The 16,427-nt window shown below is 66.5% G+C and carries 16 protein-coding genes and 1 pseudogene; 5 read left to right on the forward strand and 12 right to left on the reverse strand.

What is annotated here, in order from left to right; translation table 11 throughout:
- Position 1: 1 nt before the first annotated feature.
- Together AB4Z27_RS10745 and AB4Z27_RS10750 are read right to left on the reverse strand one after the other, a co-directional pair.
- Positions 2-364, reverse strand: coding sequence for a RidA family protein (locus AB4Z27_RS10745; protein ID WP_092292793.1), 363 nt, complete (start codon positions 362-364; stop codon positions 2-4).
- Positions 365-403: 39 nt separating this feature from the next.
- Complete coding sequence (locus AB4Z27_RS10750; protein ID WP_092292791.1) at positions 404-1,285, reverse strand: alpha/beta fold hydrolase; 882 nt, start codon at positions 1,283-1,285, stop codon at positions 404-406.
- Positions 1,286-1,458: 173 nt separating this feature from the next.
- On the opposite strand from AB4Z27_RS10750, the gene AB4Z27_RS10755 reads away from it, so the two are divergent.
- Positions 1,459-2,235: a 3-hydroxybutyrate dehydrogenase gene (locus AB4Z27_RS10755; protein ID WP_092292789.1), complete on the forward strand. Its 777-nt coding sequence runs from the start codon at positions 1,459-1,461 to the stop codon at positions 2,233-2,235.
- An 86-nt stretch (positions 2,236-2,321) separates the two neighbouring features.
- Here the strand turns inward: AB4Z27_RS10755 and AB4Z27_RS10760 are convergent, their stop codons facing one another.
- Together AB4Z27_RS10760 and AB4Z27_RS10765 are read right to left on the reverse strand one after the other, a co-directional pair.
- Positions 2,322-2,960, reverse strand: a complete 639-nt coding sequence (locus AB4Z27_RS10760; RefSeq protein ID WP_092292787.1) for a CoA transferase subunit B — start codon at positions 2,958-2,960, stop codon at positions 2,322-2,324.
- Positions 2,961-2,971: 11 nt separating this feature from the next.
- Positions 2,972-3,670, reverse strand: coding sequence for a CoA transferase subunit A (locus AB4Z27_RS10765; RefSeq protein ID WP_092292785.1), 699 nt, complete (start codon positions 3,668-3,670; stop codon positions 2,972-2,974).
- 211 nt (positions 3,671-3,881) lie between these two features.
- Here AB4Z27_RS10765 and AB4Z27_RS10770 point away from each other — a divergent pair.
- A pseudogene (locus tag AB4Z27_RS10770) lies at positions 3,882-4,424 on the forward strand (LuxR C-terminal-related transcriptional regulator); the annotation flags it as partial.
- A gap of 25 nt (positions 4,425-4,449) precedes the next feature.
- Here the strand turns inward: AB4Z27_RS10770 and AB4Z27_RS10775 are convergent.
- The 5 genes from AB4Z27_RS10775 to AB4Z27_RS10795 all read right to left on the reverse strand — a co-directional run bounded on the left by AB4Z27_RS10775 (position 4,450) and on the right by AB4Z27_RS10795 (position 8,884).
- Positions 4,450-4,848 carry an acyl-CoA thioesterase gene (locus tag AB4Z27_RS10775; protein WP_441592147.1) on the reverse strand — a complete coding sequence of 133 codons (399 nt, stop codon included), beginning with the start codon at positions 4,846-4,848 and terminating at the stop codon, positions 4,450-4,452.
- 22 nt (positions 4,849-4,870) lie between these two features.
- Positions 4,871-5,899 (reverse strand): DctP family TRAP transporter solute-binding subunit, encoded by a 1,029-nt coding sequence (locus tag AB4Z27_RS10780; protein ID WP_092292780.1) that lies wholly within the window; start codon positions 5,897-5,899, stop codon positions 4,871-4,873.
- A gap of 37 nt (positions 5,900-5,936) precedes the next feature.
- The gene (locus AB4Z27_RS10785; RefSeq protein WP_092292778.1) at positions 5,937-7,241 is read right to left on the reverse strand and encodes a TRAP transporter large permease; all 1,305 of its coding nucleotides are present in this window, start codon (positions 7,239-7,241) and stop codon (positions 5,937-5,939) included.
- Positions 7,238-7,831 carry a TRAP transporter small permease gene (locus AB4Z27_RS10790; protein WP_092292776.1) on the reverse strand — a complete coding sequence of 198 codons (594 nt, stop codon included), beginning with the start codon at positions 7,829-7,831 and terminating at the stop codon, positions 7,238-7,240. The genes AB4Z27_RS10785 and AB4Z27_RS10790 overlap by 4 nt, the downstream gene beginning before the upstream one ends.
- A 267-nt stretch (positions 7,832-8,098) precedes the next feature.
- Positions 8,099-8,884 (reverse strand): SDR family oxidoreductase, encoded by a 786-nt coding sequence (locus tag AB4Z27_RS10795; RefSeq protein WP_092293307.1) that lies wholly within the window; start codon positions 8,882-8,884, stop codon positions 8,099-8,101.
- 311 nt (positions 8,885-9,195) lie between these two features.
- On the opposite strand from AB4Z27_RS10795, the gene AB4Z27_RS10800 reads away from it, so the two are divergent.
- Entirely contained in the window at positions 9,196-10,875 is a 1,680-nt protein-coding gene (locus AB4Z27_RS10800) for an electron transfer flavoprotein-ubiquinone oxidoreductase (protein ID WP_092292774.1), read from the forward strand.
- Positions 10,876-10,952: 77 nt separating this feature from the next.
- Here AB4Z27_RS10800 and AB4Z27_RS10805 read toward each other — a convergent pair whose 3' ends face one another.
- Positions 10,953-11,885 carry a flagellar brake protein gene (locus AB4Z27_RS10805; RefSeq protein ID WP_441644445.1) on the reverse strand — a complete coding sequence of 311 codons (933 nt, stop codon included), beginning with the start codon at positions 11,883-11,885 and terminating at the stop codon, positions 10,953-10,955.
- A 190-nt stretch (positions 11,886-12,075) separates the two neighbouring features.
- On the opposite strand from AB4Z27_RS10805, the gene AB4Z27_RS10810 reads away from it, so the two are divergent.
- Both AB4Z27_RS10810 and AB4Z27_RS10815 read left to right on the forward strand, forming a co-directional pair.
- The gene (locus AB4Z27_RS10810) at positions 12,076-12,777 is read left to right on the forward strand and encodes a FadR/GntR family transcriptional regulator (protein WP_092292770.1); all 702 of its coding nucleotides are present in this window, start codon (positions 12,076-12,078) and stop codon (positions 12,775-12,777) included.
- Between the two features lie 52 nt (positions 12,778-12,829).
- The gene (locus AB4Z27_RS10815) at positions 12,830-13,933 is read left to right on the forward strand and encodes an NAD(P)/FAD-dependent oxidoreductase (RefSeq protein ID WP_441644446.1); all 1,104 of its coding nucleotides are present in this window, start codon (positions 12,830-12,832) and stop codon (positions 13,931-13,933) included.
- 24 nt (positions 13,934-13,957) lie between these two features.
- Here AB4Z27_RS10815 and AB4Z27_RS10820 read toward each other — a convergent pair whose 3' ends face one another.
- Positions 13,958-15,172, reverse strand: coding sequence for an MFS transporter (locus AB4Z27_RS10820; RefSeq protein WP_255370745.1), 1,215 nt, complete (start codon positions 15,170-15,172; stop codon positions 13,958-13,960).
- A 1-nt stretch (position 15,173) separates the two neighbouring features.
- On the reverse strand, positions 15,174-16,289 hold the full coding sequence (gene aroC / locus AB4Z27_RS10825; protein ID WP_441644447.1) for a chorismate synthase: 1,116 nt from the start codon (positions 16,287-16,289) through the stop codon (positions 15,174-15,176).
- Positions 16,290-16,427: the final 138 nt, after the last annotated feature.

Genomic DNA, 16,427 nt, shown 5'->3' on the forward strand with positions numbered 1-16,427 from the left:
ATCAATTCAGGGCGGCCGTCACCACCACTTCGATCAGGTAGTCGGGGTTGCCCAGCTTCGCCTCGACGGTGGCGCGGGGCGGCGTGTTGCCCTGCGGCACCCAGGCGTCCCAGACCTCGTTCATCTCGCCGATGCGGGTCACGTCGGTCAGGAAGATCTGGCACGACAGGATGCGCGTCTTGTCGCTGCCGGCCTCGGCCAGCAGGCGGTCGATATGGCCCAGCACCTCGCGCGTCTGGCCGCGCAGGTCCGCCTTGGGGTCCACTTCCGGCACCTGGCCAGCCAGATAGACCACGCCGTTGTAGACCGCGTACTCGGAGAGGCGCGCGCCCACATGGGCGCGCTTCAGGGCATTGGTACTCATCGCAATTCCATTAAGTTCGGGATAGGATCCGGCTCGGCCTCACGTGCCCAGGAAGAAGTCCCGGGCGATGGCTACCTGGGCCGGATCGATAAATGTCGGCGCATGCCCCACATCGGGGACTTCCACCGTGGAAACCTGTTTGCCACGTGCCTGCATCTCGGCCATGGTCTCGCGCAGCAGGAGGTCGGACTGCGCGCCGCGCACCACCAGCGTCGGGCCCTGGATGGCCTCGAACATCATCCAGAGCGCGGCCTCGCCGGCCAGCACCATCTCCGGCGTGGTCTCCTTGAACGGCACCGCCAGCGCGGGATCGTAATGCAAACCCCATTCCATGCCCTCTGCGGCCTGCACCGGCTTCAGGATCGCGCCGTTCAGCTCGCGCCACTGCTCGGGCGTGTGGCGGCCGAACGAGGCGCTGATGGTCTGGAGATAAGCCAGCCCTTCCTCGAAGGTCTTGAACCGCACCGGCAGCCCGAGGTAGGCGCCGATGCGCTCCACCGCCTGCGGGGCCAGCCGGGGRCCGACGTCATTGAGCAGCAGCTTGCGGATCGGCGACTTGGGCAGGCTCGCCAGCCCCATGCCGATCAGCCCGCCCATCGACGTGCCGAACCAGTCCACCTGCTCCACGTTGAGCCGGGCGATCAGCGTGACCATGTCCGAGACATATTGCGGCACGATGTAGCGGCGCGGATCGGCCAGCCATTCGGAGCGCCCGCGTCCCGCCACATCGGGGCAGATCACGCGATAGTCGCCAGACAGCGCGCGCGCCACGGTATCGAAGTCGCGCCCGGTGCGGGTCAGTCCATGCACGCACATCAGCACGCGCGGATTGGCCGGGTCGCCCCACTCGTGATAGGCCATGCGATGCAGGCCGGCGGGACTGATGCACTGAACGAAGCCGAGGCGCGGGCTGGAAGACATCTGAACTCCCTGCGAGAGTGGGGACTACGTTTCGGGGGCAAATGCTGGCCGCAATTCTCAGCAAATTACGACCCCGCTCCGGAAGATTCCGGGCGTTTGGGCAAAGCAGGATTGTACGCCCTGCGAGTACAATGCCACAGCACATCACCCCCCTACTCCCGACGGAGGCTTACATGCTCAAAGGCAAGACGGCACTGGTGACTGGCTCGACCAGTGGGATCGGACTCGGCATCGCGCAGGCACTGGCGGCGCAGGGCGCCAACATCATCGCCAACGGTTTTGGTGACGCGGACGGCGCAAAGGCGGAGATCGCGCGCGCGGGCAGCGGCATCCAGGTGGGCTACCACGGCGCGGACATGAGCAAGGCGGCCGAGATCGAGGACATGATGCGCTACGCCGAGCGCGACTTCGGCGGCGTGGACATCCTCGTCAACAACGCGGGCATCCAGTTTGTCGCGAAAATTGAAGAATTTCCGACGGACAAGTGGGACGCAATCATCGCCATCAACCTGACCTCGGCCTTCCACACGACGCGGCTCGCGCTGCCGTCGATGAAGGCCAAGAACTGGGGGCGGATCATCAACGTGGCTTCCACGCACGGGCTGGTGGCGTCGGCGGAAAAGTCCGCCTATGTGGCCGCCAAGCACGGCATCGTCGGTTTCACCAAGGTTACAGCGCTGGAAACCGCGCAGACCGGCGTGACGGCCAACGCGATCTGCCCGGGCTGGGTGCTGACGCCGCTGGTCCAGAAACAGGTGGAAGCGCGCGCGGAGCGCGAGGGCATTCCGATCGAGCAGGCCAAGCGCGAACTGGTGATCGAAAAGCAGCCGTCCGGCCAGTTCGTAACGCCGGAGGAACTGGGCGCGCTGGCCGTGTTCCTCTCCAGCGAGGCCGCCCGCCAGGTGCGCGGCGCGATCTGGAACATGGATGGCGGCTGGGTGGCGCAGTAAGGCCGACCCGGCCCCCGCCCCAAGACACAAAAACCCCCGCCGGCTTGCGCTGGCGGGGGTTTTTGTTTTTGCGGCAAGTGATTCGCTTACAGCAGCGTCGCGCCCGTCTTCGCCTGGATTTCCTCGCGGCTGACGCCGGGCGCCGTTTCCACGAGCTTCAGGCCATCGGAGGTCACGTCGATCACGCCGAGGTCGGTGATGATGCGGTTGACCACGCCCACGCCGGTCAGCGGCAGGTTGCAGTCGGCCATGATCTTGATGTCCTCGGTGCCGTCCTTCTTCTTGGCGGTGTGTTCCATCAGGACCACCACGCGGCCGACGCCGGCCACGAGGTCCATCGCGCCACCCATGCCCTTGACCATCTTGCCCGGGATCATCCAGTTGGCCAGGTCGCCGTGCTGGCTGACCTGCATCGCGCCGAGGATGGCCAGGTTGATGTGGCCGCCGCGGATCATCGCGAACGAGTCCGCCGACGAGAAGATCGACGAGCCCGCCAGCGTCGTCACGGTCTGCTTGCCGGCGTTGATCATGTCGGCGTCCACTTCGTCCTCGGTCGGGAACGGGCCGATACCGAGCAGGCCGTTCTCGGACTGGAGCCAGACCTCCATGCCTTCCGGCACGTGGTTGGCCACCAGCGTCGGCAGGCCGATGCCGAGGTTCACGTAGAACCCGTCCTGGAGTTCGCGGGCCGCGCGCGCGGCCATTTCGTCACGTGTCCATGCCATGATGTCTCTCCTTACTTGGCACGCACGGTGCGCTGTTCGATGCGTTTYTCGGGGGTGGCGTTCAGCACCAGGCGYTGCACGAAGATGCCCGCGAGGTGCACGTCGTCCGGATCGATCTCGCCCACTTCGACGATTTCCTCGACCTCGGCCACGGTGATCTTGCCGGCCATCGCGCACATCGGGTTGAAGTTGCGCGCGGTGCGGCGGAAGACCAGGTTGCCGGCCTTGTCGGCCTTGTAGGCCTTGACCAGAGCCACGTCGGCGGTCAGCGAACGCTCCATGACGTACTGCTGGCCGTCGAATTCGCGGATTTCCTTGCCGTCGGCCACGATGGTGCCCACGCCGGTCTTGGTGAAGAAGGCGGGGATGCCGGCGCCGCCGGCGCGCAGCTTCTCGGCCAGGGTGCCCTGCGGCGTGAATTCCAGCTCGAGTTCGCCGGCCAGGTACTGGCGCTCGAACTCCTTGTTCTCGCCCACGTACGACGAGATCATCTTGCTGATCTGGCGCGTGGCCAGCAGCAGGCCCAGGCCGAAGCCGTCCACGCCGGCGTTGTTCGAGATGCAAGTGAGTTGCTTGGCGCCGCTGTCGCGCAGGGCGCCGATCAGCGCCTCGGGGATGCCGCACAGGCCGAAACCGCCCACGGCGATCGTCTGGCCGTCGCGCACGACGCCCGCGAGCGCCTCCGCGGCACTGGCGTAGACCTTGTTCATGTTTGCTCCTTCCTCGGTAGTCCGGCGGGGATTCTCCCCGGATGGGGGCGGTCCCTCGGCATTTTGGTCCCACGGGCGCCATGCGCCACGCCGGGAAATTGTAACGGTACAATCGGCTGTCAGCCGGGTGACTGGCTGGCGTCCGCTGCCGACCGCAAGCATACGTCAACGGGTGCCGGCAGCGCCATTACGTAAAAGTACATAAGGGACAATGCCCCCCATCGACTACCAGACCGCTTTCCAGCTCGCCCCGGTGGGGCTGGTGCTGTCCCGCGCGCGCGTGATCGAGGACTGTAACGACGAGGTCTGCCGGATCTTCCACACCACGCGCGACGCGCTGGTGGGCGAGTCCTTCCAGGTGCTCTACCCCACCGCCGACGAGTTCGAGCGCACCGGCGCCCGCATCGTGCCGATCATGAACACCAAGGGCATGTATTCGGACGAACGGATCATGAAGCGGGCCGACGGGGAACTGTTCTGGTGCCATGTCACCGGCCGCGCGCTGGATCGGCACGAGCCGCTGGGGGCGGGGATCTGGACCTTCGAGGATTTGTCGCAGAAGCGGCCGGTCACGGCCGATCTGACCGCGCGCGAGCGGGACATCGCCGCGCAGCTGGTGGACGGCAAGACCAGCAAGGAAATCGGCAAGCTGCTGTCGATCAGCCCGCGCACGGTGGACATCTACCGYGCMCGGCTGATGAAGAARTACGGCGCSCACACRGCGGTGGACCTGGTRCAGCGGCTGGTGAAYCACTRRGGGGCGTTGCMCCCCCGCCGGATCAGGCGATCAGCGCCCGGATGGCCTCGGGCACCGGCACGGACTTCTCCGCCGCGTAATCGCTCCACACCACCTTGGCGCCGCCCTCGGCCCAGATCACGTCGGGCAGGTCCGTGCGGCGGATCTCGATACGCGTCTCGAAGCTCGTGCGGCCAACCTGGCCCGCATAGACGCGCAGCTCGATGTCGCCCGGGAATCGCAACTGCTTCAAAAACGTCATGTGCGCGTTGATGATGACCGGCCCCTGGCCGTTCTCATCCTTGCCGTTCCGGCCAATCGACCGGAACCATTCGATCCGCGCCTGCTCCAGGTACTGGAAGTAGACCGTGTTGTTGACATGGCCCATGGCGTCCATGTCGCCCCAGCGGATGGGCATGACGTAGGTGAAGACGTGTTTCATCGCAAATCCCGGACGCTATCGTTTATCGCTTGGAAATCGCCGTTTCCGCCTTGGCGACGAGGTCCGAGCCAATCTGCTTCTTCCACTTGTCGTAGACCTTGACCGTGGCCTTGCGGAACGCGTCGTGCTCGGCCGGGCTCAGCTGCGTCACCTTCACGCCGTGCTGCTCCATCTCCTTCCACGCCGGCGCGCCGGATTCCACCAGGCCCTTGCGGGCCAGCGCGATTTCCTGCTTGCCGGCGTCGATGGCGGCCTGCTTCACGATTTCGCGGTCAGCCGGGGTCCACGATTCCCAGATCTGCTTGTTGACCACGAAGATCAGCGGATCGGCCACGTAGCCCCAGGTGGTCACGTACTTCTGGCCCACCGTGTACAGCTTGGCGGCGGCGAACACGCTCTGTGGGTTCTCCTGGCCGTCCACTGCGCCCGAGGCCATCGCCGGCTGCGCATCGGCCCAGCTCATCTGCGTGGGGTTGGCGCCCAGCGCGTTGAAGGTCTCGATGTACAGCGGCGAGCCCACCACGCGCAGCTTTAGGCCCTTGAGGTCTTCCGGCTTGCGGATTTCGCGCTTCGAGTTGGACACCTCGCGGAAGCCGTTCTCGCCCCAGGCCAGCGGCACCACGCCGGCCTTTTCCAGCGTGGCGAACATCGACTTGCCGACTTCGCCCTGCGTCAGCGCGTCCAGCGCCTTGTAGTCGGGCATCAGGAACGGCAGCGAGAACAGGTTCAGCTCCTTCACCTGCGGCGACCAATTGATCGTGGAGCCCACGGCCATGTCGATCACGCCCTGGCGGATGGCGGAGAACTCGCGCGTCTGGTCGCCGGCCACCAGCGACGTGCCCGGATACAGCTTGATATTGATGCGACCGCTGGTGCGCTGGCGCACCAGGTCAGCCCAGATCTCGCCGCCCTTGCCCCACGGGAACGCGGGGCCCAGCACCARCGACATCTTGTACTCGGACTTGTAGCTCTGGGCCATTGCACCGGCCGGCGCCAGGGCGGCGGCGGCAATCGTGGCGGCTACGGACAACATCAGGGCACGGCGTTTCATGCGGGAATCTCCTCGTCAGTTTCTAGTTTGATTTCGATCAATAGCCCAGGTAGTCGGGCAGCCACGTGGCCAGCGGCGGATAGGCCAGCACCATCAGCATGGCGATGAACATGGCCAGCAGCATCCAGATCACCCAGGGCACGGTTTCCTCCATGCGCACGCGGGCGATCCGGCACGACACCATCAGGTTCACGGCCAGCGGCGGGGTGAACTGGCCCAGCGCCACCTTGAGCGTCAGCACCACCCCGAACCACACCGGGTTCCAGTGGAAGGCATTCGAGATCGGCAGCAGCAGCGGCACGAAGATCAGGAAAATCGAGATGCCATCCAGGAACATGCCCACCGTCATCAGCAGCAGCACGATCAGCGCCAGCACGCCGTATTCGCCCAAACCGGAATTGGCGATGGCATGGGCCAGCGGGTCGATCACGCCGAGCGTGGACAGCGCGTAGGCGAAGATGCCGGCCAGCGCCACCACGAGCAGGATCACCGCCGAGGTCTCGGCCGCTTCCTGGAAGATCACGAACAGGTCGCGCAGGCCGATGCTGCGGTAGATCACCATGCCGACGAACAGCCCGTAGACCACGGCCACCACGGCGGCCTCGGTCGGGGTGAACCAGCCGGCACGCATGCCGCCGAGGATCAGGAACGGCGCTACCAGGCCCCACGCCGCCTCGCGCAGGCTCTTCCAGAACGGCGGACGCGGCAGCGCGGCCTCGATCTGCCCCATATTGTGCTTGCGCGCCAGCCACACGGCCGGCACGATCAGCGCCACGCCAGCCAGCACGCCGGGGATCAGGCCCGCCGCGAACAGCGCCGGCACCGAGGCGCCCGGCACCAGCACGCTATAGATAATGAAGGCGACGGATGGCGGGATCAGGATGTCGGTAGCCGCCGCCGCGCCCACCACGGACGCGCTGTACGCCGGCGGATAGCCCGCGCGCGACATCGCCGCGATCATCACGCCACCCACGGCCGCCGCGTTGGCSGGACCGGAGCCCGAGATGCCGCCGAGGAACATCGCCACGAGAATCGCCACCAGCGGCAGCATGCCCGGGCCACGTCCCACGACCGCAATCGCGAAGGTGACCAGCCGCGCCGCCACGCCGGAGCGGTCGAAGATCGACCCCACCAGCACGAACATCGGAATCGCCAGCAGCGGATATTTGGCCAGGCCGGCGTAGAAGTTCTGCGGCACGGCCAGCAGGCCGAACATCTGCGTATCGAGGTTGGACAGGCCGATGGCAACCAACCCGCCCAGCCCCAACGACACGCCGATCGGCACGCCCAGCAGCATCAGGCCGATAAAGACCACGAACAGGGTAATGGCGACGAGCGTCATTGCACGCCCTCCCCGCCCTGCTCGCTCAGCGCCCGCAGCGCACGGACATTGCGCCAGGCCAGCGCCAGCGCGCGCAGCACGATCGCCACGGAAAACAGCGGGAGCCAGATCGAGTACCACCAGCTCGGCACGCCAATGCCGGGCGAGGTCTCGCCGAACGCGTATTCGTCCCAGGTAATCCGCACGCCGAGCACCGCCAGCGCCAGGAACATCACCGCCACGCCCAGCGCGGAGACGATGGCCAGCCGCTTCTGCCGCGCAGCGCTGCCCCGTTCGAAGAAGAACTCGATGCGGATATTGCGGTCGCGCGCCACGGCGGCGCTGCCGGCCACCAGCGCCAGCACGATCATCAGGAAGACCGAGAACTCCTCGGTCCAGGCGAAGGATTCGTCGGTGAAGTAGCGGACCACCACGTTGGCGAACGTGATGGCCACCAGCAGCACCATGACGATCACGCCAATCCAGTCCTCGATGCGCGGCGAAATGCGGAATTCAGTGTCGCGGGCTTCGTCGGCGGCTTCGGGAATGATCACCGAATCCACGACGTGTTGCGGCACGGCGTCGCGCCGTGCCTCATTGTCTTGCACCATCTCCCCCGGCCTCCGGTCCGGGCCGCTCGGGCCATTGCGGCCACTACGGCATATTTCTGATTATTTATGTAAGGACTTCATTCGAAACCAGCGGCGATTATGCCAACTCTGGCCTCTCGCGGCACAACTTTAGACGCGCAGGGGACCGGATAAGCCCTGCTCGGCCACGCGCCCGCCCCGCCGCGCTTGTGGCGCGTTGCGGGGCCGGCATCAGGATTGTGCGGTATTCGGCAATTCCTGTCGTTGACGGCTTGCTTCAGATCCTGCTCAGACCATGCCGTCGTCCGCCGTGACCACCGCCCCGTTGATGAAGCGCGAGGCATCGGACGCCAGCAGCAACAGCAGGCCGTCGAGGTCCTCGGGCTGGCCCAGCCGCTTGCGCGGCAGCATCTGGATCAGCTTCTGGCCCGCATCGCTTTCCCAGTGATGATGGTTGATGGCGGTGTCGATGTAGCCGGGGCAGATCGCATTGGTGTTGATGCCATGGCGCGCCCATTCCAGCGCCATCGCCTTGGTCATATGGACCACGGCGGCCTTGCTCATGCAGTACACGCCGATCTGCGACAGCACCTTCAGCCCAGCCACCGACGCGATATTGACGATGCGCGCCTGCGGCAGCGGATTGCCCTGTTTCTCGGCGCCCTTGGCCCGCGCGATCATGCGCTTGGCCACTTCCTGGGCCACGAAGAACGCGCCGCGCGTGTTGGTGTCGAAGACGAAATCGAAGTCCTCGGCCGTCACGTCGGTGAGCTTCTGCGTGGTGGAGACGCCCGAATTGTTGACGAGGATATCGATGGCGCCCGCCTCGGTCTCGGCATGCGCCACAGCGGCGCGGATGCTGTCCGGGTCGGTCACGTCGAGCCGCACCACGTGGGCACTGCCACCATCGGCCTCGATCGAGGCACGCAACTCCTTGAGTCGCTCGGTACGGCGCGAGGCCAGTACCACCTTGGCGCCAGCGGAGGCCAGAACATTGGCGAAGCGCGTGCCCAGCCCGCTCGAGGCACCGGTCACCAGCGCGACCTTGCCTTCCAGATTGATCGACAAACCCATAATTACCTCGGTGTGGAGGCATCCGGCCGGGGCCCGATGCGTGCCGCCAGCCCCCATCTGCTGGGCGAAAGGCAGCATACCAAAAAAAAGAACGGTCGTTCCAAAAAATATCTTGCCTGAGGGTGTCGAGTCCCGGACAATGCCGGAGATTCTAAGAACTTGGCCCCTAAAGGGAAAGAGGAAAAACGCCTAGATCCTCACCGGGGCCCTCACAGATCTCCACAACCGCAGCTCCCCCGCCGCATCGCCGGACCACGGGCTGCAAGCTCGCGGCAGTATTGCCGCCCAGAAGAAACAGAGGGTTAGAGACAATGGATCAGCAACAGCTCCTGGAGCAATTCGGCCCACGCGAAGCCATGGAGTACGACGTCGTCATCGTCGGCGGCGGTCCTGGCGGTCTGGCCACAGCCATCCGCCTGAAGCAGCTGGCGGCGGAAAAAGGCGGCGACGTCAACGTATGCGTGCTGGAGAAAGGCTCCGAGCCGGGCGCGCACATTCTCTCGGGCGCCATCATGGACCCGCGCGCGCTCAACGAGCTGTTCCCGAACTGGAAGGAACTGGGCGCACCGCTGAACCAGCCCGTCACCGAGGACAAGTTCCTGTTCCTCAACGACACYGGCTCCAAGGGCGCTCCGCTGCTGCCCGAGTGCTTCCATAACGAAGGCAACTACATCGTCAGCCTGTCGAACTTCGTGCGCTGGCTCGGCCAGCAGGCCGAGTCGCTGGGCGTGGAGATCTTCCCGGGCTTCCCGGCCGCCGAAGTCCTCTATAACGATGACGGCTCGGTCAAGGGCGTGGCCACCGGCAACCTCGGCATCAACAAGGAAGGCGAGCCGACCGAGAACTTCCAGCTCGGCATGGAGCTGCACGCCAAGTACACGATCTTCGCCGAAGGCGCGCGCGGCCACCTCGGCAAGCAGCTGATCGCCAAGTACCAGCTCGATGCGGGCAAGGATCCGCAGAGCTACGGTATCGGCCTGAAGGAACTCTGGGAAATCGATCCGGCCAAGCACCAGCCGGGCCTGGTGATCCACACGGCCGGCTGGCCGCTCGACCCCGCCACCTACGGCGGCTCCTTCCTCTATCACATGGAGGACAACAAGGTGGCCGTGGGCTTCGTGGTCGGTCTCGACTACACCAACCCGTGGCTGTCGCCGTTCGAGGAATTCCAGCGCTTCAAGACGCACCCGGAGATCCGCAAATATTTCGAAGGCGGCAAGCGCATCGGCTACGGCGCGCGCGCCATCACGGCCGGCGGCCTGCTGTCGCTGCCGAAGACGGTGTTCCCGGGCGGCGCGCTGGTCGGTTGCGACGCGGGCTACCTGAACGCCTCGCGCATCAAGGGCAGCCACGCCGCGATCAAGACCGGCATGATGGCCGCCGATGCCGCCTACGACGCACTCCAGGCCGGCCGCCAGCACGACGAGCTGACCGCCTACCCGGCCGCGTTCGAAGCCAGCTGGCTCCACAAGGAACTGCTGCAGGCCAAGAACTTCAAGCAGTGGTTCAAGAAGGGCCGCACCACGGCCACGCTGATGACCGGCATCGAGCAATGGCTGCTGCCGAAGCTCGGCATCCGCAACCCGCCCTGGACCATCCACCGCGAGAAGCCGGACCACGTCTACCTGAAGCCGGCCGCCGACTGCCCGAAGATCGAGTATCCGAAGCCGGACGGCAAGCTCACGTTTGACCGCCTGTCCTCGGTGTTCATCAGCAACACGAACCACGAGGAAAACCAGCCGGCCCACCTGACGCTCAAGGACCCGAGCGTGCCGGTGGACATCAACTGGGAAAAGTACGCCGGCCCCGAAAGCCGCTACTGCCCGGCTGGCGTGTACGAGTTCGTGCAGAACGATGAAGGCAAGGAGCGCCTGCAGATCAACGCGCAGAACTGCGTGCACTGCAAGACCTGCGACATCAAGGACCCGACGCAGAACATCGTGTGGGTCACGCCGGAAGGCCCCGGCGGCCCGAACTACGTGGGGATGTAAGCCAGGGCGCGCAGCGAATGCGCGCCTGAGCGAAAARAGCCGGCCAGTGGCCGGCTTTTTTTATGCTCGATCGGCAGTCAGACCTGCAATCGGGTGCTGGTCAGCAACTGCTCATAGATGAAGCACTGGAGCAAGGTCAGCTCGCGTTCGCCCAGCGCGTCGAAGGCGACGCCAAATGCCGGAAACTCGTCATCCTCCGATGCGGACGGCGCGCTGCGCACCCAGCCATCGACAATGACTTCGGCGTCGAGCGACGCCGTACGCAGCTGGAAGCTCAAACGCACCTTGCGGCCCACCGGCGGCGCCGGGTGCGAGGTCTGCACCAGCGCTCCACCCGTGCTCAGATCGGACAGCAGGCCAAGCCGCGCCAGGCCGCTGGCGACATGGGTATCCACGTCGGTATCGACCAAGTCCGGTGCGACTTCCATCGACGGCGCAYCCACCTCCCCCACGCCGTTTTCCACCAGATACGCGGCCAGCCGTGTCGGCACGCGCGCGGCGCTGCGCACCGGCATCTGCTCGGTCTGCGCCGGCGCGGACAGCACCAGGTAGCGGAACGGGCTGCGGCACACGGCCGTGATCGTTGACGTGAAACTGTGGATCGCCTGCCCCGAGAAGCCGCGCAGCAGCACGGTCTCGCCGGCCTGCACGGCCAGATCCCGGCCGCCAAGCGTCGGCCAGGTCACGAACAGGCCCTGATCGATGAAGCCGATCAGGCGGCTGGCGGCGGCGCGCGAGGCGTCGCCGGGCGTCTTCACATGCAGCAGCGTGCCCACCTGCAATCCGAGCGGGCCGGCGGCGAGCCGTGCCAGGCCGGTGCCATCGGCTTCGTTGCCGGCTTCCGGCATGTCGTCGGGACGGCAGACCGTGCCGTGGCGGAAGACGAGCGCAAGGTCACGCGCGTCCGGAATGACGCTGCCGCTGCCGAGCACGAGGTTGCCTTCGCCGTCATGTAGCGACCAGGGCAATGGCTGGCCGACGGGCAGGTCTTGCGGAGAAAGTTGGATCATGGCCTGAGTCTCCACGATGTAATCAGTCACTATCGACCGCCGGCCGCCAAGCTTGACCCCTCCTCCGGGGCAGAAAGTGTAAAACTCGCGCAAACCCGGCTTGACGCTGGGCGGCGGACCCGCCAGAATCGGCCGGATCGATGAAAGCTGTCAGACAGCCTGACACCTTCTACGCCCACCCCCCATTCCAATGGACCCCCTGTCCCGCCCCGCCTCGCTTGCCAGTCGCCTCGCCCAGACGCTGCGCGATGACATCGCCGCCGGCCGCTTCGCCGCTGGCGCGCGCCTGCCCGCCGAATCGGCGCTGGCCGATAACTTCGAAGTGAGCCGGCCCATCGTCCGCGAGGCCATCGCGCTGTTGAAGGCAGATGGCGTAGTCGTCACGCGCAAGGGCTCCGGCGCCTATGTATCCGAAACGCCGGGCGGCCAGGTCTGGCGCGTGGCGAGCCAGCCTGATGGGGGTCCGACACTGGCGCAGTTGTTCGAGCTGCGCCGCGTGGTGGAGACCGCCTGCGCCGAGATGGCGGCCATGCGCCGCACCGCTGCCGACCTCGCCGCCATCCGGGGCGCGCTGGCCGCGATGGCCGCCCATGCCACCGATTTCCCGAGCGCAGCGGCGGCTGACATCGCCTTCCATCACGCCATCGCCCACGCCACGCACAATCCCTGCTTCACCGGCCTGACCGATTTCGTGAGCCAGCAGTTGCTCGTGGCGCGCCAGCATGCGTGGGAGAACAGCGCGAGGCTTACCGCCACCCAGGGCACGCCGCGTGCCGCCGATGCCGAGCATGCCGCGCTGGTCGAAGCCATCGCCGCCGGCGACCCGGCCGCCGCGCGCGCCGCGGCCCGTGCGCACCTGACGGCCGCTGCCGCCCGCATGGGCTTGGCCTGAAATTCGAAGATTTCCAAGACATTCCGAGACAAGACACCAAGGAGAGCCCCAGATGGAACAAGTAGATTGCGTCGTGATCGGCGCTGGCGTGGTCGGGCTGGCCGTGGCCCGCGCGCTGGCGCTGCAGGGCCGCGAAGTCATCATCCTCGAGGCCGAAAACGCGTTCGGCACCATCACCAGCGCGCGCAACAGCGAGGTGATCCATGCCGGCATCTACTATCCGAAAGGCTCGCTCAAGGCGRAACTGTGCGTGCGCGGCAAGGCGATGCTGTACGACTACTGCGCCTCSCACCACGTGCCGCACCAGCGCTGCGGCAAGCTGATCGTGGCGACGAGCGCCGCGCAGGTGGCCACGCTCGAGGGCATCCGCGCCAAGGCCGAGGCCAACGGCGTGCACGACATGCAACTGCTGAGCCGCGACGCGGCGCGCGCGCTGGAGCCTCAGCTCGAATGCCATGCCGCGCTGCTCTCGCCCTCCACCGGCATCATCGACAGCCATGGCCTGATGACCGCGCTGCTGGGCGATGCCGAGAACGCCGGCGCGATGCTGGCCGTGCAGTCATCGGTCCGCACGGGCGCAGTGACGGCTGAAGGTATCCGGCTGGAGGTAGAAGCGGAGGACGGCGCGACCACGCTGCTAGCACGCACCGTGATCAATTCGGCCGGCCTGACCGCGCCGGACCTGGCGCGRCGCATCGACGGCATCCCGGCCGAACACATCCCGCAGCAGTACTACGCCAAGGGCTGCTACTTCACGCTGGCAGGACGCGCGCCGTTCTCGCGGCTGATCTATCCCGTGCCGGAGGCGGCCGGGCTGGGCGTGCACCTGACGCTGGATCTGGGCGGGCAGGCGCGCTTTGGCCCCAATGTGCGCTGGATCGACGAGATCGAATACAGCGTGCCGCCGCACGATGCCGACAGTTTCTATGACGAGGTGCGCCGCTACTGGCCCGGGCTGGCCGATGGCGCGCTGCAACCGGGCTACGCCGGCATTCGCCCGAAAATCAGCGGCCCGACCGAGGTGGCGGCCGATTTCCGCATCGACGGCCCGGCCACGCATGGTGTGCCGGGACTGGTGAACCTGTTCGGGATCGAATCACCGGGGCTGACCTCGTCGATGGCGATTGCCGAGCGGGTCACGCAGTTGCTGGCCTGAAAGTTCGGGCGGACGCGGGCCGGCTCAGGCTGGCGCCCGCTCGCCGCGAAAACTCAGCGCGGCGCAGCAGGCCCCGGCCAACGCCGCCGCTGCGGCCAGCCCGAAGGTGTGCGATGGCGTCAGCGTCTTCCAGGTCCAGCCCATCGCCAATCCGCCCAATGTGCCGCCCACGCCATACGATATGCCGGTGTAGAGCGCCTGCCCCCGCCCCTGCAGCGGGCCGGCGAACCAGTGCTGGAGCCGCTTGAGGCTGGCGCTGTGGTGCGCGGCGAAGGTCGCGGCGTGGAGCACCTGCACGACGGCCATCAGCCACACATACTGACCGAAGTAGCCGGTCATGCCGAAGCGAATCGCCGCCAGCACGAAGGTGCCGGCCAGGATCGTCCGCAGCGCCAGCCGCGCGAACAGCCGGCCCTGGTAGAAGAAGAACACGATCTCCGCGACCACGCCGATGGTCCACATCGCGCCGATGGCGAGCTTGCTGTAGCCCAGCTGCTCCAGATAGAGCGAATAGAAGACGTAGAGCGCTGCGTGCGCGAACATCATCAGGAAGGCCGAGGCAAGGAACCACGCCACATCCGGCCGCCGCAGCAGAGGCAGCGCGGGCGGCGGTCGCACACGGGGGCCCTCGTCGGGCGCGTCGCGCATGCCCATGACCACAATGGCGAACAGCGCCAGCGTAGCGCTGGCGAGCCACGGGAAAGCGACCATGCCGAAGTGCTCGAACAACGCGCCGCCAGCCAGCACCGCGCCGATGAACCCGACCGAGCCGAACATCCGCACGCGGCCGTAGCGGTGGTCGAAGGCGCCATGACGGCGCAGCGTGGAAATGGTCAGCGCATCGCCCAGCGGCGACATCGCGCTGGTGATCAGGTTGAGCCCGATCATCATCGCCATCATGCCGCCATAGCTGTGCACGCCGGGCACCATCAGGAAGGCCAGGAGCGCTGACACAGCGGCCAGCCGCAGCAGGCGCACGCGCGTATGGAGGACATCGGACAGCCAGCCCCAGAGGTAGGGGCCGACGATGCGGCTCAACTGGAAGCACGCCATCAGCACGCCGATCTGCACCGGCGAGAAGCCACGGTCCGAGAAGAACAGGCTGACGTACGGCGAGATGACGCCTACATAGGCGTAGTAGCCGAGATAGAACAGCCCAAAGCGGAAATAGGTGGCCGGGTCGATCGAACCCGGCACGAAGGCGCGCTCCGGGGCGGCGTCAGCCGGGGCGCGGCCCAAGTCAGGACTTGTCGGGGGTCGGCAGGTGTGCCGCGATACGCGGCGTCTCCACGCGCACATCGCCGCACTGGGCGCGGTGGCGCAGCGCGTGATCCATCAGCACCAGCGCGAGCATCGCCTCGGCGATCGGCGTGGCGCGGATGCCCACGCACGGATCATGACGACCAAACGTTTCCACAGTCGCCTGTTGGCCGGCCTTGTCGATCGACTCGCGCGGCGTGCGGATGCTCGACGTCGGCTTGATGGCCAGGGACACGGTGATGTCCTGCCCGGTGGAGATGCCGCCGAGCATGCCGCCCGAATTGTTCGACCGGAAGCCCTCGCCGGTCAGTTCGTCGCCATGAACACTCCCGCGCTGGGCCACGCTGGCGAAGCCGGCGCCGATCTCGACGCCCTTGACCGCGTTGATGCCCATCATCGCGTGGGCGATGTCCGCGTCGAGCTTGTCGAATAGCGGCTCGCCCAGACCAACCGGCACGCCGCTGGCCACCACCTCGATACGCGCGCCGACCGAGTCACCGTCGCGGCGCAGGGCATCCATATAGGTTTCGAGTTCCGGCACGATGTCCGCATTGGGCGAGAAGAACGGGTTCTCGGGCACGTGCTTCCAGTCCTGGAACGGCACTTCCASCTCACCAAGCTGGGACATGTAGCCATGGATCTCGGTGCCGTACTGYTCGCGCAGCCATTTCTTGGCCACGGCGGCGGCCGCCACCACGGGKGCAGTCAGCCGCGCCGACGAACGGCCACCGCCACGATAGTCGCGGATGCCGTACTTGTGCCAGTAGGTGTAGTCGGCGTGGCCGGGCCGGAAGGTCTCGACGATATTGCCGTAGTCCTTGCTGCGCTGGTCGGTGTTGCGGATCAGCAGGCAGATCGGGGTGCCCGTGGTCTTGCCCTCGAACACGCCGGACAGGATTTCCACCTGATCGGCCTCCTGGCGCTGCGTCACGTGGCGCGAGGTGCCGGGCTTGCGGCGGTCCAGGTCGCCCTGGATATCGGCTTCCGTCAGGGCAAGGCCCGGCGGGCAGCCGTCGACCACCGCGCCAATCGCGGGCCCGTGCGATTCGCCGAACGTGGTGACTGTGAAGAGCAGGCCGAGGGTATTGCCGGACATGATGGAAACCGCGCTGGAATTGGGGACGGCCTACATTGTAAGGCCATTGGCGGCCACTGTCGGCGCCGCCGGGGAYTCGGACATGGGCGCGAACACCCCGCTGCCGACGAAATCGGGATAGAAACGCGCCCGCATCCG

The organism is Cupriavidus sp. KB_39, from assembly GCF_052114485.1.
In the GTDB taxonomy this organism is placed as follows: domain Bacteria; phylum Pseudomonadota; class Gammaproteobacteria; order Burkholderiales; family Burkholderiaceae; genus Cupriavidus.

What these genes read in the sequence shown, in the direction of transcription:
- AB4Z27_RS10745 (WP_092292793.1), bottom strand. Translation starts at nt 364, where the DNA reads ATGAGTACCAATGCCCTGAAGCGCGCCCATGTGGGCGCGCGCCTCTCC.
- AB4Z27_RS10755 (WP_092292789.1), top strand. Translation starts at nt 1,459, where the DNA reads ATGCTCAAAGGCAAGACGGCACTGGTGACTGGCTCGACCAGTGGGATC.
- AB4Z27_RS10760 (WP_092292787.1), bottom strand. Translation starts at nt 2,960, where the DNA reads ATGGCATGGACACGTGACGAAATGGCCGCGCGCGCGGCCCGCGAACTC.
- AB4Z27_RS10775 (WP_441592147.1), bottom strand. Translation starts at nt 4,848, where the DNA reads ATGAAACACGTCTTCACCTACGTCATGCCCATCCGCTGGGGCGACATG.
- AB4Z27_RS10790 (WP_092292776.1), bottom strand. Translation starts at nt 7,831, where the DNA reads ATGGTGCAAGACAATGAGGCACGGCGCGACGCCGTGCCGCAACACGTC.
- AB4Z27_RS10795 (WP_092293307.1), bottom strand. Translation starts at nt 8,884, where the DNA reads ATGGGTTTGTCGATCAATCTGGAAGGCAAGGTCGCGCTGGTGACCGGT.
- AB4Z27_RS10810 (WP_092292770.1), top strand. Translation starts at nt 12,076, where the DNA reads ATGGACCCCCTGTCCCGCCCCGCCTCGCTTGCCAGTCGCCTCGCCCAG.